This is a genomic window from Lacibacter sp. (genome assembly GCF_035299325.1).
Lineage (GTDB): Bacteria > Bacteroidota > Bacteroidia > Chitinophagales > Chitinophagaceae > Lacibacter.
This window is the reverse complement of record NZ_DATGWT010000029.1, coordinates 134,804-157,712: the sequence shown is the minus strand read 5'-3', so window position 1 is coordinate 157,712 and position 22,909 is coordinate 134,804. Positions and strand designations below refer to the sequence as shown.

Annotated in this window: 21 protein-coding genes and 1 tRNA gene; 15 read left to right on the top strand and 7 right to left on the bottom strand. The window is 39.8% G+C overall.

What is annotated here, in order from left to right; translation table 11 throughout:
• Together VK159_RS17720 and VK159_RS17715 are read right to left on the bottom strand one after the other, a co-directional pair.
• On the bottom strand, nt 1-854 hold an 854-nt coding region (locus VK159_RS17720), incomplete at its 3' end, for a UvrD-helicase domain-containing protein (RefSeq protein ID WP_324231501.1).
• A 429-nt stretch (nt 855-1,283) separates the two neighbouring features.
• Nucleotides 1,284-1,943, bottom strand: coding sequence for a hypothetical protein (locus tag VK159_RS17715; protein WP_324231500.1), 660 nt, complete (start codon nt 1,941-1,943; stop codon nt 1,284-1,286).
• A gap of 115 nt (nt 1,944-2,058) precedes the next feature.
• Between VK159_RS17715 and VK159_RS17710 the strand changes: the two genes are divergently transcribed.
• Nucleotides 2,059-2,133: transfer RNA gene (locus VK159_RS17710), tRNA-Arg, on the top strand.
• 73 nt (nt 2,134-2,206) lie between these two features.
• Here VK159_RS17710 and VK159_RS17705 read toward each other — a convergent pair.
• Nucleotides 2,207-2,596 carry a hypothetical protein gene (locus VK159_RS17705; protein WP_324231499.1) on the bottom strand — a complete coding sequence of 130 codons (390 nt, stop codon included), beginning with the start codon at nt 2,594-2,596 and terminating at the stop codon, nt 2,207-2,209.
• A gap of 409 nt (nt 2,597-3,005) precedes the next feature.
• Here VK159_RS17705 and VK159_RS17700 point away from each other — a divergent pair, with 409 nt between their 5' ends.
• From VK159_RS17700 to VK159_RS17685, 4 genes are all read left to right on the top strand, one after another.
• Nucleotides 3,006-3,650 carry a carbohydrate-binding family 9-like protein gene (locus tag VK159_RS17700; protein WP_324231498.1) on the top strand — a complete coding sequence of 215 codons (645 nt, stop codon included), beginning with the start codon at nt 3,006-3,008 and terminating at the stop codon, nt 3,648-3,650.
• 12 nt (nt 3,651-3,662) lie between these two features.
• Nucleotides 3,663-4,700 carry a LacI family DNA-binding transcriptional regulator gene (locus tag VK159_RS17695; RefSeq protein ID WP_324231497.1) on the top strand — a complete coding sequence of 346 codons (1,038 nt, stop codon included), beginning with the start codon at nt 3,663-3,665 and terminating at the stop codon, nt 4,698-4,700.
• 428 nt (nt 4,701-5,128) lie between these two features.
• Nucleotides 5,129-6,481 carry a Gfo/Idh/MocA family protein gene (locus VK159_RS17690; protein WP_324231496.1) on the top strand — a complete coding sequence of 451 codons (1,353 nt, stop codon included), beginning with the start codon at nt 5,129-5,131 and terminating at the stop codon, nt 6,479-6,481.
• A gap of 108 nt (nt 6,482-6,589) precedes the next feature.
• Nucleotides 6,590-7,657, top strand: a complete 1,068-nt coding sequence (locus VK159_RS17685) for a phosphotransferase enzyme family protein (RefSeq protein ID WP_324231495.1) — start codon at nt 6,590-6,592, stop codon at nt 7,655-7,657.
• Between the two features lie 36 nt (nt 7,658-7,693).
• Here the strand turns inward: VK159_RS17685 and VK159_RS17680 are convergent, their stop codons facing one another.
• Complete coding sequence (locus VK159_RS17680; protein ID WP_324231494.1) at nt 7,694-8,107, bottom strand: DUF4345 domain-containing protein; 414 nt, start codon at nt 8,105-8,107, stop codon at nt 7,694-7,696.
• Nucleotides 8,108-8,192: 85 nt separating this feature from the next.
• The gene (locus tag VK159_RS17675; protein WP_324231493.1) at nt 8,193-8,408 is read right to left on the bottom strand and encodes a hypothetical protein; all 216 of its coding nucleotides are present in this window, start codon (nt 8,406-8,408) and stop codon (nt 8,193-8,195) included.
• Between the two features lie 250 nt (nt 8,409-8,658).
• On the opposite strand from VK159_RS17675, the gene VK159_RS17670 reads away from it, so the two are divergent.
• From VK159_RS17670 to VK159_RS17625, 10 genes are all read left to right on the top strand, one after another.
• Nucleotides 8,659-9,603: a cytochrome c gene (locus VK159_RS17670; RefSeq protein ID WP_324231492.1), complete on the top strand. Its 945-nt coding sequence runs from the start codon at nt 8,659-8,661 to the stop codon at nt 9,601-9,603.
• An 11-nt stretch (nt 9,604-9,614) separates the two neighbouring features.
• The gene (locus tag VK159_RS17665) at nt 9,615-10,889 is read left to right on the top strand and encodes an OmpA family protein (RefSeq protein WP_324231491.1); all 1,275 of its coding nucleotides are present in this window, start codon (nt 9,615-9,617) and stop codon (nt 10,887-10,889) included.
• Nucleotides 10,890-10,900: 11 nt separating this feature from the next.
• Nucleotides 10,901-11,365 carry a hypothetical protein gene (locus tag VK159_RS17660; RefSeq protein WP_324231490.1) on the top strand — a complete coding sequence of 155 codons (465 nt, stop codon included), beginning with the start codon at nt 10,901-10,903 and terminating at the stop codon, nt 11,363-11,365.
• 95 nt (nt 11,366-11,460) lie between these two features.
• Nucleotides 11,461-12,054 (top strand): c-type cytochrome, encoded by a 594-nt coding sequence (locus VK159_RS17655; protein ID WP_324231489.1) that lies wholly within the window; start codon nt 11,461-11,463, stop codon nt 12,052-12,054.
• A 79-nt stretch (nt 12,055-12,133) separates the two neighbouring features.
• Complete coding sequence (locus VK159_RS17650; protein ID WP_324231488.1) at nt 12,134-12,817, top strand: CPBP family intramembrane glutamic endopeptidase; 684 nt, start codon at nt 12,134-12,136, stop codon at nt 12,815-12,817.
• Nucleotides 12,818-12,919: 102 nt separating this feature from the next.
• Nucleotides 12,920-14,326, top strand: a complete 1,407-nt coding sequence (locus VK159_RS17645) for a S41 family peptidase (protein WP_324231487.1) — start codon at nt 12,920-12,922, stop codon at nt 14,324-14,326.
• Between the two features lie 115 nt (nt 14,327-14,441).
• Complete coding sequence (locus VK159_RS17640; protein ID WP_324231486.1) at nt 14,442-15,797, top strand: nucleotide disphospho-sugar-binding domain-containing protein; 1,356 nt, start codon at nt 14,442-14,444, stop codon at nt 15,795-15,797.
• 148 nt (nt 15,798-15,945) lie between these two features.
• Nucleotides 15,946-17,010: a sensor histidine kinase gene (locus tag VK159_RS17635; RefSeq protein ID WP_324231485.1), complete on the top strand. Its 1,065-nt coding sequence runs from the start codon at nt 15,946-15,948 to the stop codon at nt 17,008-17,010.
• Nucleotides 17,003-18,094, top strand: coding sequence for a sensor histidine kinase (locus VK159_RS17630; RefSeq protein WP_324231484.1), 1,092 nt, complete (start codon nt 17,003-17,005; stop codon nt 18,092-18,094). The genes VK159_RS17635 and VK159_RS17630 overlap by 8 nt, the downstream gene beginning before the upstream one ends.
• Nucleotides 18,095-18,198: 104 nt before the next feature.
• Nucleotides 18,199-18,978 carry a LytTR family DNA-binding domain-containing protein gene (locus tag VK159_RS17625; protein WP_324231483.1) on the top strand — a complete coding sequence of 260 codons (780 nt, stop codon included), beginning with the start codon at nt 18,199-18,201 and terminating at the stop codon, nt 18,976-18,978.
• A 76-nt stretch (nt 18,979-19,054) separates the two neighbouring features.
• Here the strand turns inward: VK159_RS17625 and VK159_RS17620 are convergent, their stop codons facing one another.
• Entirely contained in the window at nt 19,055-19,567 is a 513-nt protein-coding gene (locus VK159_RS17620) for a GIN domain-containing protein (protein WP_324231482.1), read from the bottom strand.
• Nucleotides 19,568-19,684: 117 nt separating this feature from the next.
• A complete protein-coding gene (locus VK159_RS17615; protein ID WP_324231481.1) occupies nt 19,685-22,750 on the bottom strand; it encodes a ligand-binding sensor domain-containing protein in 3,066 nt (1,021 codons plus the stop codon).
• Between the last annotated feature and the right edge of the window lie 159 nt (nt 22,751-22,909).

Sequence of the window (22,909 nt, the reverse complement as noted above, 5' to 3'; positions counted from 1 at the left end):
TTATTTTGTGTGCCGCTTGAATCCTGGAACTCATCAACCAATATATATTGAAACTGTTCCTGGTAGTTGGCCAACATGTTTTTATTTTCTTCAAATGCTTTGATGACCCATGTAATCATATCATCAAAATCATAACGGTTGCGTTTACGCATGAGCTGTTGAAAACGATCGAACTCTTTTACAGCTGCACGGAGTTTTTCCATGCGTTCGGTTTCTTCATCCAGCTTTTCTTTCTTCAGATCGCCTGCGTTGAATTGTTTGTACTTGCGTTTGTAAACATATTCATCACGTGTTGGGAGGTCGGTCAGGTACTCATCGATCTTTTGTTCAATGAAAGTTGCTGTCCAGCCTTCTTTTTTCATGGTGCTGAACAAGCGATCAAGATTCGTTATCTCAAAATACACATCACCTCTGTATCGTTTCAGTGGATGATTTTTCGGAAATGAATCAATGAGTTCTTTAAACAATTCGATCTTCTCCAGTTCAGATAAAGGATCGAGTGCTGTTTTCTCAAACTGCGAAAGATTTTCCTGTATTACATCATTACAAAAAGCATGATAGGTGTAGATGTTTACTTTGTATGCATCGGGCCCGATAAATTTTAATAAACGTTTACGCATGGCAACAACACCTGCATCGGTATAGGTAAGGCATAAAATGTTTTGTGGCAGTGCATCGGTTTCCAGTAAAATTTTTCCAATGCGGCTGGCAAGGATTTGCGTTTTACCGGTGCCGGGTCCGGCAATCACCATTACCGGTCCTTCGATATGATCAACCGCCAGCTTCTGTTTTTCATTCAGGCGTTCGTATTCTTCAAGGAACCGTTGTTCCAGGCGTTCTTTGTTAATGGACATGCTTCAAAGTTAATTCTCTGGTCTTGTGCCCGTAAAGATTTTTGAATAGTCGGGAAATGGCTTTTCACCCGTTTGTGGATAAAGCTTGCAAAAGATAAAGTGGCAAAAAGTTAAACAGAAATGGTTTTAGCCTAATTTCCATGTACTAACTACGAAGCCCGTTTTTAAAATCCAGCCAGCCGTACAGTATTGACCGTCTTTTTTAGTAAAAAAGACGGTTTTTTAATTAAGTGAGGTATAGAATATACCCTAAAAGTGGTATTTTTTGAATGAGGTGGTAGGGGTACTTTTACAAAGTTGAAGGTTTTAGCCGTTGTTTATCCTACACACCCGCTGATTATTCATCAGCTTACCTGTAAAGAGATTTTAAGAGGCAGAACGAATAGCTATCCATTCACAAAATACCCTTCTGCCTCTTACTTTACTTTCTTAGCCCGGCATCCGGGAAATATATTTCTCCATTTGTTTGATCTGGTCGGCCAATTGTTGTGTTGAAGGTTTTAGCGCTTTTGCTTTACGGAAAAACTCTTTTGCAGCCCTGAACTCCCTCTTGTTCATCATAATACTGCACATCTGCAGGTTGGCAGCAGCCTGGTTTTCTTTGTCGGGCAAACCTTTACGCAATGCCTGGCGGATATAGCTTTCAGCTTGTTTGAAATTGTTCTTCTGCATGGCCAGCATACCCATCTGTAATAAGCTTGCACCTTCCGTACCCTGCATGAGTGAAGAACCTGAGCCGAGATCCATTCCTTTCTTCATCATTTTTTCGGCACCATCAAAATCCTGCTTCATCATAGCGATATTACCCTTCAGGGTGTAAAATACTGAGCGGATTGGCTTGAAGAGTAAACCGGGAAACGTAACTGAATTGAGGATCTTTTCTGCACCATCCATATCACCGGCTTCCATATACTCCTGAATGAGACGGAGAGGACCAAAGAAGAAATGGCCGAAAATGCTTACTACGGCGATAAGGTAAATAATAAAGGATGGCCAAAAGCTTGTATAATAATGAACAACACCGGCAACTACCAGTAATACTATTCCGATAATGAGTCTGTAGCGTATATAAACGTTTAAGAGTTTCATATGTAAAACAAATTGGGCTGCAAAGGTAGGGTTTGAGGGTAGATTTTAGGTTGGAGATTGCTGAATTCTGTTATTTTTGCCGCCCGAGGTAAGCAGAATCACTGTATTTTCTTGCGGTCCCGTAGTTCAATGGATAGAATAGAAGTTTCCTAAACTTTAGATACAGGTTCGATTCCTGTCGGGACTACCAAATAAACAAAAGCTCCTTACCATTAAGAAGTAAGGAGCTTTTGTTTTTAACAGGAGCATTGCGTTTTACCCCTTTATCTTTTCAGATTGATGCTGTATTCAGAGTAACTGCCTGGAGAGTAATCATAGCGATAATATAGCACTACAGAACCAGCAGTTAAATTCTTTATTTCATAGATCTCACCATCAAGATCCAGTTTACTGTTGTTCAGAATCTTGTATTGAAACATTTCACTGCCATATTCGTCTGTAATAACCAGGTAGCCATTGTTTTGAAAATCATAGGTTGTTTTTTCGGGTGTTTCGGTGTAGCTGTACTGCAATGTAGAATTGTCAAAATCTTGGTAAACAATGCTCTGAGGTGTCCATTTGCCTTTTAAAGAAATTACAACTTCTTCATTTTTTTTCTTGCAAGCCGATAGTATAAATAATACTACCAAACTGAGGAGTAATGTACGTTTCATGATGTTTTGTTTTGATTGTGAAAGTTGATTTGTTTACTACTAATCCCACAACAAAGATGATTCGCCCAAGTCCCGATTACTAATCGATTGCTGTCATGAAAGAGGAATTGTTTTGCAGCTTTTCCCGAAAAAATCAATCGCTTATAATGCATTAGTAAGAATTAATAACAAACGAAACCGGACTTGCAGTTATATCAAATTTTTGAAGAAAGACATTCCCGGGTGAATGATGAAACAGGTGGTTTTGTTGTTGTCAGCCTTAGTCAAGATGAACTTGAACCTTTTCAACGGGCAGTTTTTTAACTGCGCATACGTTTGTGCAAAAGCACCCAATGATAATTCTTTACATTTATAGGCCGGGCACACATCAACAAAACCATTTGTAACCGACAGTGATTTAATTAATAGCATGCGTTCTCTTACCATTCCATATCTATCTGCAGGCTCCGATTTGTCATCAGCTGATTATTTATCTGCATTATTACAGCCATTGTCAATGCAGGAAGTTGGTGAACAACCCTGGCCATCATATGCCTATAAACCTGATGTAAAGTTTTCTATTGCTCATACGGATGAGCATATTTTACTGGCCTTTAAAGTGCGTGAAGCAGAAGTGCGTTATGTAAATACTATGCCTAACTCGGCTGTGTGGGAAGATAGTTGTGTTGAATTTTTTATCAGCTTCGATGACAGCGGATATTACAATTTTGAATTTAACTGTATAGGTACTGTGTTAGTTGGTTTTGGGAAAGACAGAAACGATCGGAAATTGCTTCCCGAAACATTGGTAAAACGTGTTGAATGTTTTTCCTTTATGAACGAAGCAAAGGGCGATAATAAGTGGCAACTATTGGTGAAGATCCCCGTAACTGTGTTTATGTATCATCCTGTTTTTAAGCTCGATGGGAAAAAATGTAAGGCTAATTTTTATAAGTGTGGAGATAAGCTGCAGCAACCACATTTTCTTGCCTGGAATAATATTGAAACAGCCGAACCGGATTTTCATCAACCGGCATTTTTTGGTGATATTGAATTTGAAGCGAAAGTTTCATAAACTTCTAGAGATATGGAGAAACTGCCAACAATAAAAGAAATTGCCAAACAACTGAAGGTATCAGTATCAACAGTATCAAGAGCGTTGAGCGATCATCCACGTATTGGTCTTGGTACAAAACTGAAAGTACAACAGTTGGCAAAAGAGATGGGTTACGAACCCAATGCACAAGCCATCTTTTTCAAGCAAAAGAAAACTTATGTTATTGGTGTGGTGATCCCGTATATACGGGAAGAATTTTTTTCGCAGGCTATCAGTGGTATTGAAGCTGCTGCTATGGAACATCAATACACCATTTTGTTTGGTCAGAGTTACGACGATCCGGAAAGAGAGAAAGCTGTTGTGGATGCGATGAAAAAGCAACGGGTTGATGGGTTGATCATTTCTTTATCGAAACAAACAAATAAATACGATCACCTTGAAGCGTTGAATAAGTTTGAAATACCGGTTGTGTATTTTGATCGGGTACCTCCGTTCAAAGAAGCACATAAAGTATTTTGTAACCTTTACAAAGGAACGGTTGATATGGTAGGATGGCTGTTCAACAAAGGCTACAGACGTATTGCATTTATTAACGGACCTGATAAGCTGAATGCAAGCAAAGAACGCATGAATGGATACATTGAAGGCATCTCCAAGCAAAAACTGAAAGTGGATATGCAGATGGTGGAGAAAACAGACCTTTCAAAAGAAAGCACACATCATGCAATGAAGAAATTGCTTGCATTAAAACACCCGCCAACAGCAATTATTACATTTAATGACTATGTGCATATGGATGCTGTGCAGTATGCACAGAAACATAATATACTGGTGAATAAAGATATTGTGTTTGTGAGTTATGCCAACCTGCCCATTACAAGTTACACGGCGTTCCCTCCGCTTGTATCAGTTGAACAATATCCTTACGGTCAAGGTGAGCGTGCCATGGAGCTGATGATAAAAATCCTCAGCGAAAAAACTGATAACAAGATCACCTCTTCCTCTTATTATGTGGAAGAATTACCGGCAACTTTAGTTGCATATCAACAGGCAACAACCGGTGCCTGATGAATTTCTGTTATACCGGTAATTTTCTTTTCCTTTAACTCCTTTCTGAATAGATAGTATTAAGACGGCTGCTTTTCCAGCTTGTGGACGATTTTGCGCACCCGATTGCATTTAAAAAAGTCTTCCCGGCATAATAACTTGCTTCCTGTTTACTGAAAAGGCATATAAGCAGTTTTCTCATAATCAATAGTTATAGTTTACAACCGAACCGGCTTTTCAGTCGGTTTTTTTTATAAGTGTTGCCCAATGGCCGCTTCAATTTTGCGCACCCGTTTGCATGCTAAAACTGAAAATTTATGTATTATTTTCATTCTTCCAAGGAAGAGTACAAACTTTCGGATACTCCGGTTTACTGCAAGGGCCGGCACTAACGGTGTTTTACAACTGCTTGTTATAACCAATTCATCTCTAATTTTTCAATCGCTTATATGAATAGAAAAGATTTTATAAAGAATACCGGCCTTACGGCTGCTTCACTGGCGGTATTACCCACCGGCAGTTTGTTTGCTTCAAATGCAGATGCAAAAGTGAAAATGGTAATGATAGGTGTTGGCCTTCGTGGACAAAATCATCTTGATCTTGTGTTGCGTCGCAATGATGTAGATCTCATTGCGATCTGCGATATTGATGACCGTATGCTTAGTCGTTCAAAGGAAATGATCACCAAGAGCGGAAAGAAAATGCCACAGATCTTTACCGGCGATCCTTATGCATGGAAGAAGATGCTGGAACTGAAAGGCATTGATGGTATCATCATTTCTACACCGTGGGAATGGCACAAAGAAATGATCATTGGTTCTTTGCAGGCCGGTATTAAATATGTGGGTAGTGAAGTAATGATCGGTATTACATTGCAGGATCATTGGGATGTGGTGAAAGCTGCAGAGCAATACAATGCGCATGTAATGATGCTGGAAAATGTTTGCTACCGCAGAGATGTGATGGCAGCGTTGAACATGGTGCGCCAGGGATTGTTTGGCGAGCTGGTACATTTACAAGGCGGTTACCAACACGACCTGCGTGAGGTGAAATTCAACAACGGTGTTGATGCATATGGTAAAGGTTGTGAATTTGGTGATAAAGGATGGAGTGAAGCAAGATGGCGTACACATCACTCAGTACATCGCAATGGCGATTTATATCCAACACACGGCATCGGCCCCGTAGCGCATTATATCAACATCAACCGTGGCAACAGGTTTGTCAATATCTCTTCCTTCTCATCAAAGGCGAGAGGCCTTCATGAACATATTGTAAAGAAATGCGGACCTGAACATCCCAATGCAAAAATTAATTTCAAATTAGGTGATGTTGTTACTACTTCTATAGGTTGTGCAAATGGAGAAACCATCTTGTTGCAACATGATACCAATCTGCCACGACCTTATTCATTAGGTTTCCGTGTGCAAGGCACCAACGGTATCTGGATGGATGTAAATAAAGGTGTACACATCGAAGGCAAATCAAAACCACATCAATGGGATGCTTCAAAAGATTGGTTCGATAAGTATGATCACCCATTATGGGCACGGTGGAGTAAAGAAACGGAAGGCGCTGGTCATGGTGGTATGGACTTTTTCGTGATCCATTCCTTTGTTGAAAGCATTAAACGCAAAACAGCTACCCCAATGGATGTTTATGATGCTGCTGCATGGAGTGCCATTACACCCCTGAGCGAACTCTCCATTGAAAAAGGAAATGAAACAATTGAGTTCCCTGATTTTACCGGAGGTAAATGGATGTACCGCAAACCTGTGTTTGCATTGAATGATGATTATTAATAAAGATGTGGCTGTTACTGAACGAATGATCGATGATGATTGTATAACAGGAATGGAACTGCCATAAGCGAGAATATGACATATAATATATTGGAATATCAGCAAATAATGTCGCAATCCGTATTGCCTGTTTTTGGCCTCACGGAAAAGAAAGTGAAACTGGAAGCTTTTGGAAGCGGCCTGATCAACAGCACCTGGAAAGTAACCACCACGTCGGATGAATATATTCTGCAACGATTAAATCATTTAGTTTTTAATGAGCCGGAAGATATTGCATACAACATCAGTTTAATTGCATCTTATCTCAAACAACACTATCCTGCTTATTCATTTGCTGCACCAATAACTGCAGAAGATGGAGCTTCACTTGTTTACTTAGAGAACGAAGGTTTTTTTCGGATGTTTCCCTTTGTAAAAGGTTCATATGCAAAAGAAGTGGTAGAAACTGCAACGGAAGCGTATGAAGCAGCTGTACAGTTTGGACGGTTCACGCATCTGTTAAGTGGGCTTGATGCAACGAAACTGAAAATTACCATTCCTTCGTTTCATGATCTTTCGTTGCGTTACCGTCAGTTCATGCTGGCGTTGGAAACCGGGAACGCAGAACGCATTATTGAAGCTGATGCGCTGATAAAGAAAGTAATGGATAACAGATCCATTGCAGAACAGTATCAGCTGATCAAAACAAACCCTGAATGTAAGCTGCGTGTTACACATCATGATACAAAGATCAGCAATGTGTTATTCAATAAAGATGGCAATGGATTATGTGTGATCGATCTTGATACGGTGATGCCCGGCCATTTCATCAGTGATGTTGGCGATATGATGCGCACTTACTTATCACCAGTTAGTGAAGAAGAAAGTGATTTCAGTAAAATTGAAATACGTGCATCAATTTTTGAAGCGATCGTTCAAGGCTACTACAGTGAAATGAAAACCGATCTTACAGAAACAGAAAAGCAACTCTTCTTTTATGCCGGTAAGTTCATGATCTATATGCAGGCCATCCGTTTCTTAACTGATTACCTGAATGATGATGTGTATTACGGTGCACGTTATGAAAAACATAATTTCATCAGGGCATCAAACCAATTGGCGCTGCTTGAACAACTTATTGCAAAAGAAAACGAACTAGTTCCTTTGATCAACCGAATTCTTTCAACCAATGAATAAGAAAATCCCCCGCAACTACGGGGGATTTTTTATTGCTTATCTTTTTGCTTCCTGCAGTTTAACCCGAATGATCAATAAAGTAACAGCTGCAATACAAAGTATACTCTCGATCATTAACCATTGCTGACCGAAAGCACCCAGTGGTCCTTCAAGCGAAATGGTCATCAGTCTTGATAATGCATAGCTACCCCAGAGAATAGATGCAAATGCCAGTCCTCTGGTATGATCTCTAAAGGCGAGGTACACTAAGCTGATGAAGATGGTAAGCCCAACGCCACCGTATACTCCACGAATAGAACTGAAGGCATCGTTGTTGGTGAGCTTTACCTGCACCAGGTCCATCACGGCTTGCGGGTTTTGAAAAGCCATGAGGCTTACCATTAAAATAGAAAAAGCTGAAAAGCCGATGAGTGTGGCAGAAGAGATGCGTAAAAGTTTGTGCTGTTTCATATATGTGTTTTTTGTTAACACAAAAATCGAAACAGCACAGAACTTGGTTCTTGGTGTTTGCCAAGATTTTCAGATGATCCTGTGGTCAGGCTGCAAAAGATTGTTTGTTGCTGTTGAAAATCCTTGCTTTTAATTCTTCACTTGGCTGCAATTGAAACGCAGCTGCATCGCACAATGCCTGCCAGAATGAATAAGGCTGATGCATACATCCACGATAGGTGTAGCAATTACTGCAGGTATTTGTACTGCACTGATCTCCCGCAACGGGTTCCCCGTTTTTTAAAGGTTGTTTTTCGGTCATGATAAATAAGGTTAGATGATAAGGTTTAATAACAATACAAACATAAGTTCACTCAGCTCCCATACAAATAACTGCTAACATGAACTGGAAAAACAAGTGCATGAATTGTTTTATTCCGGCCGGTTAACAGCACAGGGGAGTGGGTAATTAACACTTTTGCAGTTCATCAACCAAAAAATACAATTCATGCAAAGCCTGTTATGGAATGCAGTTGCATCCAGACATCTTTGCCATCCAAAACCTTATTATCATGAAGCGATTTAAAAAAATTGCGAAGTGGACAGGCTTTATTCTGCTGTTCATTATCGTTGCACTTACGGCTTTAACCGCCACACGTCAGGATCTTCGTTTTGAAGCACCTTATCCAAACATAAAAGCATCAACCGACAGTACAACCATTGCACAGGGAAAACATCTTGTTTACAGTATGGCGCATTGTGCCGATTGTCACAGTAATCAAAACACCGATTCATTATCACAGCTTGGTATTGAACCCACATTGAGTGGCGGGCGTAAATTCGAATTCGAACTTGGAACATTTTACAGCAGAAATATTACAGCCGATGAAGAAACAGGCATTGGTAAATTAACTGATGCTGAGATTGCACGTACGTTATATTATGGTGTAAATTCAAAAGGGCAGACTATGATCGACTTTATGCCTTTTCATAATGTAAGTGAAGAACACATGACGGCGATCATTTCTTACCTGCGCACACTAAAGCCCGTAAAAAACATTGTGCCTGAAAATGAATACAGCGCCTTGGGTAAAGTGTTGAAAGCATTTTTAATAAAACCTGTTGGCCCCAAAGGCACCATTCCAAAAAAAGTAACACCTGATACAACGGCTGCTTATGGTAATTACATCGTAAACAATGTGGCCAATTGTGCCGGATGTCATACACTACGTGGCCCAACCGGTGATTACATTGGTGAACCTCTTGCAGGTGGTAATGCATTTGTTGAACCGGGATTGGATACATTAACACCTCCTAATCTTACGCCACATCCTGAAAGCCGCATCTACGACTGGAGTAAAAAGAATTTCATTGATCGTGTACGTATGGGTAAGCTTATTAAGCATAGTCATATGCCATGGAACTCTTATAAGAAAATGACCGATGATGAATTGACAGCGATCTATAATTACCTGCAATCGGTTAAACCAGCTAAAACATCAGTTGAAGAAAAATAAACTAATTAACCATGAACAAACATCTTCTTATTGCAGCTTTGTTTTTATTGCCGATAATGACACAGGCGCAGATCGGCAATGTATTGAACCGGGCAAAAGCAAAAGTAAACCAGCGTGTCAATAATAAAATTGACAAAGGAATTGATGAAGCCTTGGATGAAGTGGAAGGAAAAGGCAAATCAAAGCCTGCTGCAAACAACTCAACAGATGCAGCTGCTCCTTCAACCAAAAAGAATGTGGGATATGCCAGCACATTCGATTTTATTCCGGGTGAAAAGTTATTGTACACTGAAGATTTTTCGCAGGATGCTATTGGTGAGTTACCACTTAACTGGAACACAACCGGCAAAGGCGAAGTAGTAACTGTAGATGGCCTGAGTGGTAAGTGGACAAAGATGTACCAGAATTCTTTTTACTTAACTGGTAACAAAACAGAGTTCCCTAAAAACTTTACTGTTGAGTTTGATCTGTTGTTAGCATTCAACTACAAAAGTTATACGCTTCCATTGGTTACGTTTGGTATGCTTGCAAGCAGTGAGCTTGCAACAACCGAAAATGAGTTGATGACCAACCACAGCAAGTACCAGTCAACAGAAATAATGCTTCGACCCGGTTATAAGAGTACACCCAGTTATGCAACTGTGAAAAGTTTTATTGAACGAAGAGATTATTACAAAAGTGCCGACCAGGAACTGGACAGGTTCGATGACAATTATAATAAAGTAATTCACATCGCTATGCAGATGCAGGAAAGTCGCTTACGTATCTGGATCAACAGTGATAAAGTTTTTGATATACCAAAGGCATTGGCCACCCAATACATGTTTAATCAACTGTTCTTTAAGATCCATAACTCCGGATACAAAGAAAATGAAATTGGTTTTTATCTCGGCAACATCAAAGTGGCAACAGGCATCCCTGATACAAGGCATAAACTGATGGAAGAAGGAAAGTTCTCTACCACAGGAATTCTTTTCAATGTAAACGAAGCAACATTACAACCTGCATCGTATGGTGTGATCCGTGAAATAGCTGCTGTGTTAAAAGCAAATCCATCTGTTCGCATCAGCATTACCGGACATACAGATAGTGATGGTGCCGATGCTGCCAATCTCAGTCTTTCACAAGAAAGAGCAGCTACTGTAAAAGATGTGTTGGTCAATGAATTTGCAATTGATGCAGCAAGAATGGAAACTGATGGTAAAGGCGAAAGTAAACCGGTGGCTGATAATAAAACCAAAGAAGGGAAAGCAGCAAACCGCAGGGTTGAATTTGTAAAACTATAAATACAGTGTTTATGGAACTGAAAATTTTGATTTTACTAAATCTTCTTATTTACAGTGTGATTGTAAGTCAATCGTTCATGTACATGATTGCATTGCGTAATGTGCAGGAAAGTATGGGAGCAGCTTCATATATTGAATTGAGAAAACTTTTAGACAGGAATTTCCTGAAAAAATTTAAGCCCGTTGTTTATTCTGCATTAGTGCTTGGGTTTGCATTGGTAGTGGCAGCTTTATTTCAGTCATCAGCGCTTTTACTTGCAGGCAGCAGTATTGCTTTTGCAGGTTTGCTGACAGATGTTGTTCTGATCTTAAAAGGCGATATGCCTATTAACCGCATCATCAATAGCTGGTCGTTGGAAACATTCCCAGCTAATTGGGTTGAGTACCGGAGTAAATGGTTGTACTGGTTTTCATGGCGACAGCTTGCAAACATCAGCGGGTTTATTGCTTTACTGATTGCAGCGGTATTCAGTTAATCAATTCATCCTTTATTTTACGCAATTCAGTCACACATCACTTGAGTTCGCTTTAGTTGTATTCTACCTTGCAATTGAATTAAACCTTATCAGAAATGAAGAAGACATTTATTCTTGTTACGCTTGTAGCAGCTGGCATCGTAACATTTGTAACAGCTTGTACCAGCACATCAGCAAACGATGAGTCAACTAAAAAGCCTCTCACCAATGCACAGCTTATCAAACGGGGTGAATACCTGGTGAGCGCCGTTGGTTGTGATGATTGTCATTCACCAAAAATTATGGGACCCGGTGAACCGCAAATTATTCCTGAGCTGCGTTTCTCAGGTTATCCATCAGCAAGACCTCTGCAAAAGGCCGATAGTAATGTAGTGAAAAGCGGGTGGGGTTTGGTTGGCAGCGATCTTACTGCATGGGTTGGCCCTTGGGGTATGTCGTTTGCAGCAAACATCAGCAGCGATGCAACCGGTATTGGTAACTGGACCGAAGCGCAATTCTTTAAAGCAATTCGTGAGGGTAAATACAAAGGACTTGACAACAGCCGGCCAATGCTTCCACCTATGCCTTGGTTTGTATATAAGAATTTCAGTGATGAAGATATTAAGGCAATCTTCGCTTTCCTGAAATCAACAAAACCGGTTGAAAATGTTGTACCGGCGCCCGTTCCCTTTACAGCCTTGAAAAATTAATACGCATTAGGATTGTTTAGTGTTTAGGTATAATTACCTGCCCGGCGGGTTCTCCCGTCGGGCTTTATTAGTTACAACTATGAAAAAGAAATTGTTTTACTTATTACAGGTAGTGCTTCTGTTTGGATTTATGTTTAACCCGTGGACGACATTTCCATTTACTTTTTTACTATTGAGTTTGTTTGTATTACTGATCTGCTATGTTGAAGATGGCAATCTTTCTGCAGTTGGGTTAACTGCAAAGGGAAGTTTTTTAAAATTACTTCTACAGGCTGCAGGATTATTTTTGCTTGTAGAACCGGTGATGGATTTTATTATACAGCCAACTATCAACAGGCTTGCGCAGGATGTGCCGGACTTCAGTGCTTTTCAATCTATTGAAAGCAACACAGGAAAGTATCTGAAATACCTTGCTTATATCTGGATCAGTGCTGCGTTTGGCGAAGAATTATTTTTTCGGGGTTTTCTCAACAGCCGGCTTTCGGAATTATTCTCCGGGTTACGTGGCAAGCTGTTAATCGTAGCAATCGGATCTTCACTCTTGTTTGCAGCTCCGCATTTATACCAGGGCACGGCAGGCTTGATCATGACCTTTTTGTTCGGCTTGGTTTTCTTTTTTATCTACAGAAAATTCGGCTATAATTTATGGGTAACTATTCTGTTGCATGGGCTCGTTGATACATTTTTTATTACACTGGCTTATACGGGCGACCTGTCGTATTATAAACTTGCAGATTCTCTTTTGAATAGTATCTATCTCTGACCTATGCCTTCACCTATAAATTTTAAGAATTACAGATCGTGGAGAACTCACCCATTTATGTGGTTGCTCCGCTATGCCGTACAATTATCTTTACCATCGTTTATGAAAAAAGTAATACCTGTTTTTATCTTCTTATTTTCTTTTGGAAGTGTTTACGCCCAATCAGCCAACACGATATTTAGTGCGGAACAATTGCGTGCGGATCTTGATACACTTCATAGCTGGGTTCTGTCTTCTCACCCCAAACTGTACAGCAATGCCGACAGCGTGGAAACAGAAAAAAAGTGGCGGCAGGTAAGGAGTGAATTAAAAGGAAGCATGTCCCGTTCGGCATTCATGAAAGTGCTGGCTCCTTTGCTGGCCCAGTATAATGATGGACATACGTTTGTGGAAACTGATTTTGAAAGCCCCGAGCTGGATGTGTTTAAAACAAATGGTGGTCGTTTTCTTTCTTATGAAGTAACAATTCAAGAGAATGAAGTTTGGGTGAAAAAAGATCATGATACTGTTGCACAGGTAAAACCCGGCAGCCGTATTTTATCCATCAACAGTAAACCAATCAATGAAATTATAACGGAGTTGTATAATGCAATGTCTGGTGATTACAAAGCCAACCGCCTTGCAAGTGTTTCACGTTTATTTGGGTTTTTATTGTGGAATCAATACGGTTGGTCTGCACCATACTCCATTCAATTGAAAGAGCCGGATGGAACGGTACGAAGCATAAAATCCGCTGCAGTTTCTGTTGATGATTACCTGAAGAATTTATTTCCTTCACCATTATGGAAGATGGATATTTTTCCCGAAGAAAATTTAGCTGTAATTGAATGCAGAAGCTATTCCGGAAATATGGAGCGCATCCGTGAAAAGCTCGATTCTTTTTTCACGATCATCAAGCAAAGAAATATTCAGCATGTGGCGCTTGATCTGCGCAGGAATGGCGGCGGAAACTCAATGATCGGCACGTTGTTTTTATCTTATCTCACGCAAAAACCATTACTATCGGTCAATTCAAAATCATTTCGTGAATCAAAACGCTTGCATGCGTTGCCTGCAGACTTTTGGTTGAAGAAGCAGTTTGATAATGCGTTAAAAACCTGGAAAAGAGACGGCGAATTTCTTACCACTTATTTTGAGTCAGATAATCCATTGCAACTAACAAAGCCGGAGTTGTTTTTTAACGGTGATTTTTATTTGCTTACCAGTGCCCGCACTTATTCATCGGCACACATGACGGCCATGCAGGTGAAATGTTCAAAACTGGGAGTCATCATCGGTCAACCAACCGGAGAACAAATTGATCTTACAGGCGAGATATTGAACAGTAAATTACCTCATACAAATATTTTGGTGTACATACCTACAGCCATGTTTACTGCATCCTGTAGATGGAAAGAAAAGATGGGTGTGCAGCCCGATCATGTTGTTGCATTTGATTCAAAGCATTTAACAAATGCTGTCGATACAGAAATAGCTTATCTCAGGCAACTCATCAAAACAAAAAACTGATTTAGCCAAACAGATCATGCAATGAAATAAACAGTTCATGCATGTATAATAAGTGAAGGTCTTTCTTGTAAGTTAAGTTTGTTCATCATTCTAAACCTTATCAATTTATTCTACCATGAACAAACAACTTACCGCAGGTAACGGAAAAAAAATTCTGTTTGCCTCAGTTCCTGCCGATGGACATTTCAATCCGCTGACAGGCCTGGCCAAGCACCTGCAATCACTAGGCTATGAAGTGCGTTGGTACACATCATCTTACTATGCACCTAAATTAAAAAGGCTCGATATTCCTCACTATCCGTTTGTGAAAGCAAAAGATGTTTCGGGTGACGAGATCGATAACATATTTCCGGAACGTACAAAGATCAAAAGCAAAATCAAAAAACTCAACTATGATCTAAAGAACTATTTCATTCTTCGTGCGCCGGAGTATTACAATGATATCAAAGATATTTACAGGGATTACAAGTTTGATCTGTTTGTTGCTGATGTATTATTCACGGCCATTCCCTTTGTTGCTGAGCTGATGGAGATACCTGTTTTCTCCATGGGTATTGTACCGTTGATGCAAACATCAAAAGATCTGCCACCTGCAGGTTTGGGATTAACACCAGGCACTACATGGCTTAGTAAAGTAAGAGACAGCATCCTTCGTTTTATGGCTGAGAATGTTTTATTCAGCAAAGCAGATAAGTTGATGAAAAAAATAATGGAAGGATACTATATTGAACATGATAATAAATTCCTGTTTGATCTTGGTATCAGCAAGGCAACTTATTACCTGCAAAGCGGCACACCTGGCTTTGAATATAAACGCAGCGATATGATGGAGAATGTTCGTTTTATCGGGTCGTTATTGCCTCACAGTAATAATCAAAACAGTGAGCAGTGGTTCGATGAACGACTGAATCAGTACAAGCGTGTGGTGTTGGTAACGCAGGGAACCGTAGAAAAAAACATCAACAAATTATTAGTCCCAACAATAGAAGCATTTAAACACACAGATACGTTGGTAGTAGTAACAACCGGTGGTTCACAAACAAATGAGTTGCGTGCCAGCTATCCGCAGAATAATATCATCATTGAAGATTTTATTGCCTTTGATGATATTATGCCTTACGCCGATGTGTATGTAACCAATGGCGGTTATGGCGGTGTTATGCTGGCAATTGAAAACAGGGTGCCAATGGTAACTGCCGGTGTGCATGAAGGCAAGAATGAAATCTGTGCAAGAGTTGGGTATTTTAAACTTGGTGTTGATCTGAAAACAGAATTACCAAAAGCCGAACAGATCAGAAAGGCTGTGGATGAAGTAACGGGCACAGATCAATACAGGATCAATATTCAAAACCTGGCTAATGAATTTCAGCAATACGATGCTAACAGGCTGTTTGCAAACCTTGTTGCTGAAGTGTTGCAACCGGTAAATGATCTTGCGTTTTCAAACAAATACAGCGAAAAAATATTTTAGGATTGACTGGCCTGGCCGGATGGTTTTTTAACCGTCCAGCCAGGCCTACAATTCATCCCCGTTTTTACTCAATTCATACAGGATGATCCGTTTTTCCTTTCCGTCATATCAACAAAACCGGCAAAAGATGGTAATTTGTAAAATAGATATGCAGATTAAATTACCATCTTATACCACAAGGGATTATGCGGTTCTTGCGATCATTCTGTTACCCATCAGCATCGTTATAAATTCTATTTTGCTGGGGGCTGGCTATTACTCAAGCCTTGGGGTTTTTTTGCTTGCTACCGGTATCGGTTGTGCAGCTTTTGCTGTCAACTTTACACTTTGTGGCGGATGGGCTGTACTCATGAAAAAGCGTTTTCCCGACGAAAGGCAAATCAGCCTCCGTCTAACGTTTATGATCCTTACATTCATTGTTATTACCGGATTGTTTTTGTTAGCAATGTTTAAAGGCTACGAACAAATTGAATTGTTCAATTACAGGTTTAATGAAAACATGTTTTTGTTAGCTTACATTGGCATGGGTATCGTAAATGTATTTATTACGTTAATGATGGAAGGGGTGGACCGATATGAAAAGTGGAAAGACAGTTTAAAAGAAACAGAAGAGTTACAGAAAGTATTCAGACAAAGTCAGCTGCAGGGGTTAAAGAGCCAACTGAACCCGCATTTTCTGTTTAACAGCTTAAACTCTTTATCAAGTCTTATCAGTGAGGATGAAGAACAGGCAGAAAAATTTCTGAATGAAATGAGTAAGGTATATCGTTATATGCTGCGTAATGACGAAGACCAGATGGTGACCTTAGAAACTGAACTACAGTTTGTAGATTCTTATCTCTACCTTTTAAAGGCAAGGTATGGTGATGGGTTGCAGTTGTCAGTAAAAGTTTCTGAAGCAGCGATGCAGACAATGTTACCACCTCTATCGTTGCAGGTGTTGATCGAAAATGCGTTTACACAAAACAGCATGAGTAAATCAACTCCATTAAAAATATATATTGAATCGGAAGACGATAAGTGGATCGTTGTAAGAAACAACCTGCAGCCAAAAGTAGTTGCCGAAACAGTTGATGTGGAAGCAGGACTTGATAACCTCATCAACCGTTACCAGTTGATCAATCGCTCAGAAGTTATCATCACAGATCAGCCGGGTGAACGTATCATTCGTTTGCCGTTGATCTGCAAAACAGCGGAGGTGCAGTATGAGTAAGTGGAGTAAACCAACAAAGCTGCAGTTATTTTCCTTTGTGGCATCTATGCCTATTATAGACATACTGCTCAATTTTATTTTGTATGATGAGAAGTTGTTTCACGACGTCAATATCTGGCTCGTTTCTTTTCCATTGATCTTTTTGTTTGGTATAGGCTCATGGCGTGGGCATGTCTATATTGGCAACTACATTAAATATCGCTTTCACGGATTAGAACAAACAAAAAAGAGAATATTGTTGCAGGCATTCTGTCTTATTCCTTTCATGTCGTTCTCGGTTACGCTGATCTTCCTTGTTTACGATGCATTTCATATTCTTGGTTATAATTTTTCAATGGAGGATTTCAAACAGGGCCTGATCGTGGGCTTTTGTGTAAACCTTGTTTTTGAAACCTTGTATGAGGCAGATTATGTGCTGGAGCAATACAAAGAAAGTGTTGAGGAGAAACAGCACATGCAGCAGCTTTCCACGTTTCATGAGTTTGATAGTTTAAAGAACCAGGTAAATCCTCATTTCCTTTTCAATTGTTTCAACACACTCTCATCACTCATCAGCGAAGACAAAAAGAAAGCGGAGAAGTTTTTGAATGAGTTAAGTAAAGTGTACAGGTATCTTTTGCGTAATAACGAAGATGGGTTGAGTACCGTAGACAATGAAATAAGATTTATCCGTTCGTATTATCAATTACTGCAAACAAGACATGGGGAGGCGGTTCAATTAAATATTGAAATTGACAAACGTTACGATTCGTACATGCTTCCATCGCTTACTTTACAATTATTGGTAGAGAATGTGGTGAAGCATAATGTACTATCAAAGAACAAACCATTGGTGATCGATATTTTTACCACGGCAGGAAACAAACTTGTGGTGAATAACAACCTGCAACGCCGCACAGTGAAAGCACCCAGCAACAGAGTGGGATTAGAGAACATCCGTGCAAAGTATGATCTGCTGAAACAACCGGGTTTCCAGGTAATGGAGGATGAAAAGAATTATACTGTGGTGCTTCCGCTTATGTGGAATAATAATGGAGAAATAAAACGGGCGATATTAACTGAAACGAAAAACATCTTAACGTGAAGAGAATAAAATTTCGAGATGAGTTAAAATTGGGCCGATTAAAATTTTAAAAAAGATAACTCCGATGCGTATCGGGAAGGCAATAATCAACAAAAAACAGGCACATGAGAATACTTATTGTAGAAGATGAAGAACTGGCAGTAAAGAAACTGCAAAAAACATTGGCAGCAGTAGATGCCACTGCATCGGTAATAGGTGTAACCGACAGTATCAAGGCAACTGTAGACTGGTTGCAAACCAATCAGCAACCTGATCTTATCCTAATGGATATTGAACTTGCCGATGGCCAGAGCTTTGAAGTGTTTAATTTAACAGAAGTAAAGAGCCCCGTGATCTTTACTACTTCTTACGATGAATATGCATTAAAGGCATTTAAAGTAAACAGTGTTGATTATTTGCTGAAGCCCGTGCAGAAAGAAGAGTTACAGGCAGCTTTGCAGAAATACCGTCATCTGCATGCAACAGCCAAAGCCCCCGATGGAAAATCGGATATGAATCTTGAAAGTCTTGTACGTGAGCTGCAACAGAAACTGCAACCGAAAGAATTCAGAAAGCGCTTCCTGGTGAAGCATGCGCAGAAATTGGTGTCAGTTGAAATTGACGAGATCGCATATTTCTACAGCGATGGCCGGCTCAACTTTTTCAAAACAAATGATAACAAAAAATACGTAGTGGATTATACCATGGATGAACTGGAAGATATGCTTGATCCGGAAAAGTATTTCCGCATCAGCCGTTCGTTCTATGTTTCAGTCAGCAGTATCGATAAGATCGACGATTACTTTGGTAACAGGCTTATCCTTCAGTTAAAACCTGCGGTTGACAAAGAAGCATTGGTGAGCAGGGAGAAAGTGACTGAATTTAAAAAGTGGATGGGTAAATAATATCCATCTTGTCAGCAGATAAAAAAAGAACAGCATTTGCTGTTCTTTTTTTATTTGCTGTTGTAATGCTGTTCTTTTATTTCCTTGGGCTGTTTCTATATTCCTTCGGTAGTTTTTTCAGGAAGCTGTAACTAACGTCATCGCTGCTTCTGATCTCAATAGTACCTGTTGATTTCAGGTTTACCATACAATCGTCATACATGGTAATCACAAGATCTTTCGACTGTAAGGTGTTCATACCTGTAACAAATGATTTTGCATAAATATCAATTGCTGTAAGATTTTTGACCGGCAAGCCGATATAAATTTTATTCTTATAGCTTTTGTCTTTGCTGGCGTTAACAGTCAGTACGCCGTTTTCCTGTTTCACAGAAATATCATCGAAGAATTGTTTATCTCCTTCAATGTAAAGAATACCGGGTTCATTGTCTTCGATCAATAACACATCAATGGAGGCATTGATCACGAGTTTTTGAAAAGGCTGTACGTGAACTTTAGTAATGGCTGATTTCTTTTTTTCCGTTGTTTGTGCTGAGGCTGCAGTAGTAACCAGCAAAAGAACTGCAGTGAGCAGGTGTTTTACATTCATGATGAAAAGGTTTAATGATGATAAAGTTTATAACAATACAAAGATGTACTGTTATAGCAGTCATTAAAAGCAATTCCTGAATGAAGCGTTGCAGAAACTGTATGAAGTGTAGATTGTTTATTGTGTTACCGGCACCAGCAGCACAAAAATGGAGCTGCTTTTGTGTACCTGCACATCAAGCTGGGCTTTTATGGTTTTGAGCCTGTTTTCCATATCCTGTCGCTGCAGCAGATTGTTGAGTTGTTGCATATCGCAACAGTCATTTTTAAACTGCATGGTAAACTGCAGCTTAGGTTTTTCGTAACTGATATGAATATTACATTTTTGAGCACCTGCATAGATGAGGCTTTTCACCGCTTCTTTAAACAGGAGAAATGATTCGTGGCGTAGTTTCATATTCAGTGAAAGAGCTTCCACGTTTTTATCAACAAGTATATCTATCTCAGCACCGTTTCGGTTGTTGAGTGCATCAAGGTATTCTTTCATGCGTTCAACCGTTTTCGTCATATTATCATTGTCTGGATCAATGCTCCATAACATGTCATCCATAGCAATCATCATATTATGGCTTTTGGCATGGATCTGTTCAATATATTCTTTCGATTTTTCAGGATCCTTATCAGCTTTCAGCTTTGCCATTTCACTCAGGATATTAATATTGTTGAGTGCCGTGTTCACTTCTTTGTGCAGATTATCTGCAATACCTGTTCGCATTTCCTGCATCGCTTCTTTACGTTTCATCCGTTCACGATCGAGCCAAAAGATGATTGCACCACCGGCTAATATCAATAAGCTGTAAAACCACCACGATTTCCAGAAGGGGGGATTCATTTTAATGATCAGTTTTGTATCCTGTTCTGTAAAGCTGCCTTCTTCGTCCATTAACCGCATTCGAAATTTGTAAGTGCCCGCCGGCAAATACGAATAAACAGCCTGGTTATTATTATCTGCCGATTGCCAGTCTTTATCGATCTTATCCATTTTATATTGAATAACACTTGCAGAGTTGTATTGCAGACTCGAAAATTCAATGATCACCGAGTTATTACCCGGCCTCAGATTAATCAGCTCAAGCTTCAGCAGCGAATCAACAGGAATTGATTTGTTGCGTACTTTAAAATCGGTAATAATCGCTTTGGGTTTGGTATTATTGAGAATAATTGAAACAGGGTCAAACACAACAAATTGATTACTGCTGCCAAAAAGCAAACGGCCATCACGCAATCGTCTTGAAGACGCCAGGACGAAATCTTCGTTATCAATCCCGTCTGTTTTGCCGAAACGGATAAAAAGATTTTTTTGAATGCTGATACGATACAATCCACTGGTGCTGGCAAGCCATACATAACCGTTTCGGTCTTTCTCGAGCGATGCGATGTAACCGGAAATGGTTTCAGCATTACCGAGTAATCTCGATTTATTCGTTTGCCGGTTAAACAATAAGATCTGTGAACCGGTGCTGATGATCATTGTGCTGTCACTATATTCCAATACAGACGATACGCCTTCCTGGGGTAATTTGTATGCACCGGTACCGGACATACTAAAATGATAGATCACTTTATCAGTTGCAGGATCGAATGCATAAATGCCACCTATTGCAAATGCAACCCACACCAAACCTTTTGAATCAACAATGATCTTGTTTACCTGGTTTGAGGGTAGTGATGTGAATAGTTTGATTCCATCTGTATAATCTTTTTTACCCGTTGCGGCATTCCATTTGAATAAACCGATCGATTGCATACCAAACCAAAGATTACCCAATTTGTCTTCAGCAATTTGCCTCACTGTTCGGTTCTGTAATGCAGGAGGATTATAATAGGAAGAAGTACGTGTTTGTAGATTTACTTTCACAAAACCCGGCTGTGCAGACAGCCAGATCGTATTACTATCAGGTGACGCAAACATGCTCCAGATTGAGTAAGTGAGGCGTTCGTCAATTCCTTTTATGTTGATAGGAATGGGTTTTAAATTTTTATCGTAGTGATACAGTCCATCACCCCAGGCAGAAGTAAGAAGTGTGCCATCTTTCAGTTCAATTGACGCAAGTACCCCACCACGTCCGGGTTTATCGGTCACACGGTTTACATGCGCTATATTCTGAAAAACATGTTGCGCCGGATTAAAGCGATATAATCCATTGTTATTTGTGGCAACCCAGATATTGTTTTCACGATCTTCAGTTAAGCCACGCACGTGTTCATAGGCAATACTTCTTTCGGAAGTATAACCGTTGTTTACAAAATCGAAGGTCTTGGTAGTTTCATTAAAACGTGCAAACACCTGTAGCCCACGTATCCAGATGCTCCCATCTTTCTGTTCAAGGAAACCATGTACCTCGTAATACGATTTGAGATATCCATGTAATTCCGATCGGGGTAAATAAAAATCATTTTTCTTCAAATCATAGCAATAAATAAATGGAAAGCCGTATCCCCAGCTTAAAAACCAAACACGTTTTTCTGAATCAAAGAAATAGCCATAAGGAGTAATTACTCCTTTGCATTGATCGATGATCTTTTCTTTATCAACGTTGTTGAAAGCTGTGCTTAAATTTTTGGTTGTTTCATTGAAAATGGCAATGGTTCCGTCTTTTGTTGTGAACCAGTATTTGCCTGTGCCCGGTTGTTGTGCAAAATCACCAATGTTCCAGCCTTCCGGAATTTTGAATCGTTTATGCGTAGATACAAAAGCTTGTTTACCTGAATCGAATACTAAGAGCTCATGACCACCAAATAAAAGGAATAGATCGCCCTTGCTATCCAGTACTAATTTTTTTATTGCGGTACCTGTTGCATTCTTATCGAGTGCATAAACAGGTGTTTCGCTGAACCTGAAATTCTTTGTGTTGAAAATGCCGATGCGCCCTTCGGAAAGTAATACCCAGAGATTTTTACTGCTGTCGATCAGCAATTGCATGATCGGGTTAGATGGGATGGTTGTATTATCGTTTTTTCGATGGCGGAATGTTTTGTAACGGATGCCGTCGAAACGTTGTAGTCCGTCAACAGAGCCGGTCCAGATATATCCCTGCTCATCCTGCACCACGGTATTCACCTGGTTCGATAAAAGACCGGAGCTGGTATTGTAATGTGTAAATGTATAGTTGAGGGTTTCTTGTGCAGCTGCGCTGTTCAGGAAACAGAAAAATATACAAATGAAGGATAGTTTGTGGAGCATAGTGTTCAGGTACTTCAAATTTAATGATTGCCTGCATAAACTGGAGAAATGGCTGTATGAACTGTTGATATCGTTATTGAATTGTGCGATTGTACGGATGAGTTGTAAAAGCCAAATGGATGATTAGTTGTTGCTGTAGACATGCAACTACAATTCACT

What these genes read in the sequence shown, in the direction of transcription:
- VK159_RS17675 (WP_324231493.1), bottom strand. Translation starts at nt 8,408, where the DNA reads ATGACCGAAAAACAACCTTTAAAAAACGGGGAACCCGTTGCGGGAGAT.
- VK159_RS17680 (WP_324231494.1), bottom strand. Translation starts at nt 8,107, where the DNA reads ATGAAACAGCACAAACTTTTACGCATCTCTTCTGCCACACTCATCGGC.
- VK159_RS17650 (WP_324231488.1), top strand. Translation starts at nt 12,134, where the DNA reads ATGAAAAAGAAATTGTTTTACTTATTACAGGTAGTGCTTCTGTTTGGA.
- VK159_RS17665 (WP_324231491.1), top strand. Translation starts at nt 9,615, where the DNA reads ATGAACAAACATCTTCTTATTGCAGCTTTGTTTTTATTGCCGATAATG.
- VK159_RS17655 (WP_324231489.1), top strand. Translation starts at nt 11,461, where the DNA reads ATGAAGAAGACATTTATTCTTGTTACGCTTGTAGCAGCTGGCATCGTA.
- VK159_RS17640 (WP_324231486.1), top strand. Translation starts at nt 14,442, where the DNA reads ATGAACAAACAACTTACCGCAGGTAACGGAAAAAAAATTCTGTTTGCC.
- VK159_RS17700 (WP_324231498.1), top strand. Translation starts at nt 3,006, where the DNA reads ATGCGTTCTCTTACCATTCCATATCTATCTGCAGGCTCCGATTTGTCA.
- VK159_RS17690 (WP_324231496.1), top strand. Translation starts at nt 5,129, where the DNA reads ATGAATAGAAAAGATTTTATAAAGAATACCGGCCTTACGGCTGCTTCA.
- VK159_RS17660 (WP_324231490.1), top strand. Translation starts at nt 10,901, where the DNA reads ATGGAACTGAAAATTTTGATTTTACTAAATCTTCTTATTTACAGTGTG.
- VK159_RS17630 (WP_324231484.1), top strand. Translation starts at nt 17,003, where the DNA reads ATGAGTAAGTGGAGTAAACCAACAAAGCTGCAGTTATTTTCCTTTGTG.
- VK159_RS17670 (WP_324231492.1), top strand. Translation starts at nt 8,659, where the DNA reads ATGAAGCGATTTAAAAAAATTGCGAAGTGGACAGGCTTTATTCTGCTG.
- VK159_RS17615 (WP_324231481.1), bottom strand. Translation starts at nt 22,750, where the DNA reads ATGCTCCACAAACTATCCTTCATTTGTATATTTTTCTGTTTCCTGAAC.
- VK159_RS17645 (WP_324231487.1), top strand. Translation starts at nt 12,920, where the DNA reads ATGAAAAAAGTAATACCTGTTTTTATCTTCTTATTTTCTTTTGGAAGT.
- VK159_RS17635 (WP_324231485.1), top strand. Translation starts at nt 15,946, where the DNA reads ATGCAGATTAAATTACCATCTTATACCACAAGGGATTATGCGGTTCTT.
- VK159_RS17715 (WP_324231500.1), bottom strand. Translation starts at nt 1,943, where the DNA reads ATGAAACTCTTAAACGTTTATATACGCTACAGACTCATTATCGGAATA.
- VK159_RS17620 (WP_324231482.1), bottom strand. Translation starts at nt 19,567, where the DNA reads ATGAATGTAAAACACCTGCTCACTGCAGTTCTTTTGCTGGTTACTACT.
- VK159_RS17685 (WP_324231495.1), top strand. Translation starts at nt 6,590, where the DNA reads ATGTCGCAATCCGTATTGCCTGTTTTTGGCCTCACGGAAAAGAAAGTG.
- VK159_RS17705 (WP_324231499.1), bottom strand. Translation starts at nt 2,596, where the DNA reads ATGAAACGTACATTACTCCTCAGTTTGGTAGTATTATTTATACTATCG.
- VK159_RS17695 (WP_324231497.1), top strand. Translation starts at nt 3,663, where the DNA reads ATGGAGAAACTGCCAACAATAAAAGAAATTGCCAAACAACTGAAGGTA.
- VK159_RS17625 (WP_324231483.1), top strand. Translation starts at nt 18,199, where the DNA reads ATGAGAATACTTATTGTAGAAGATGAAGAACTGGCAGTAAAGAAACTG.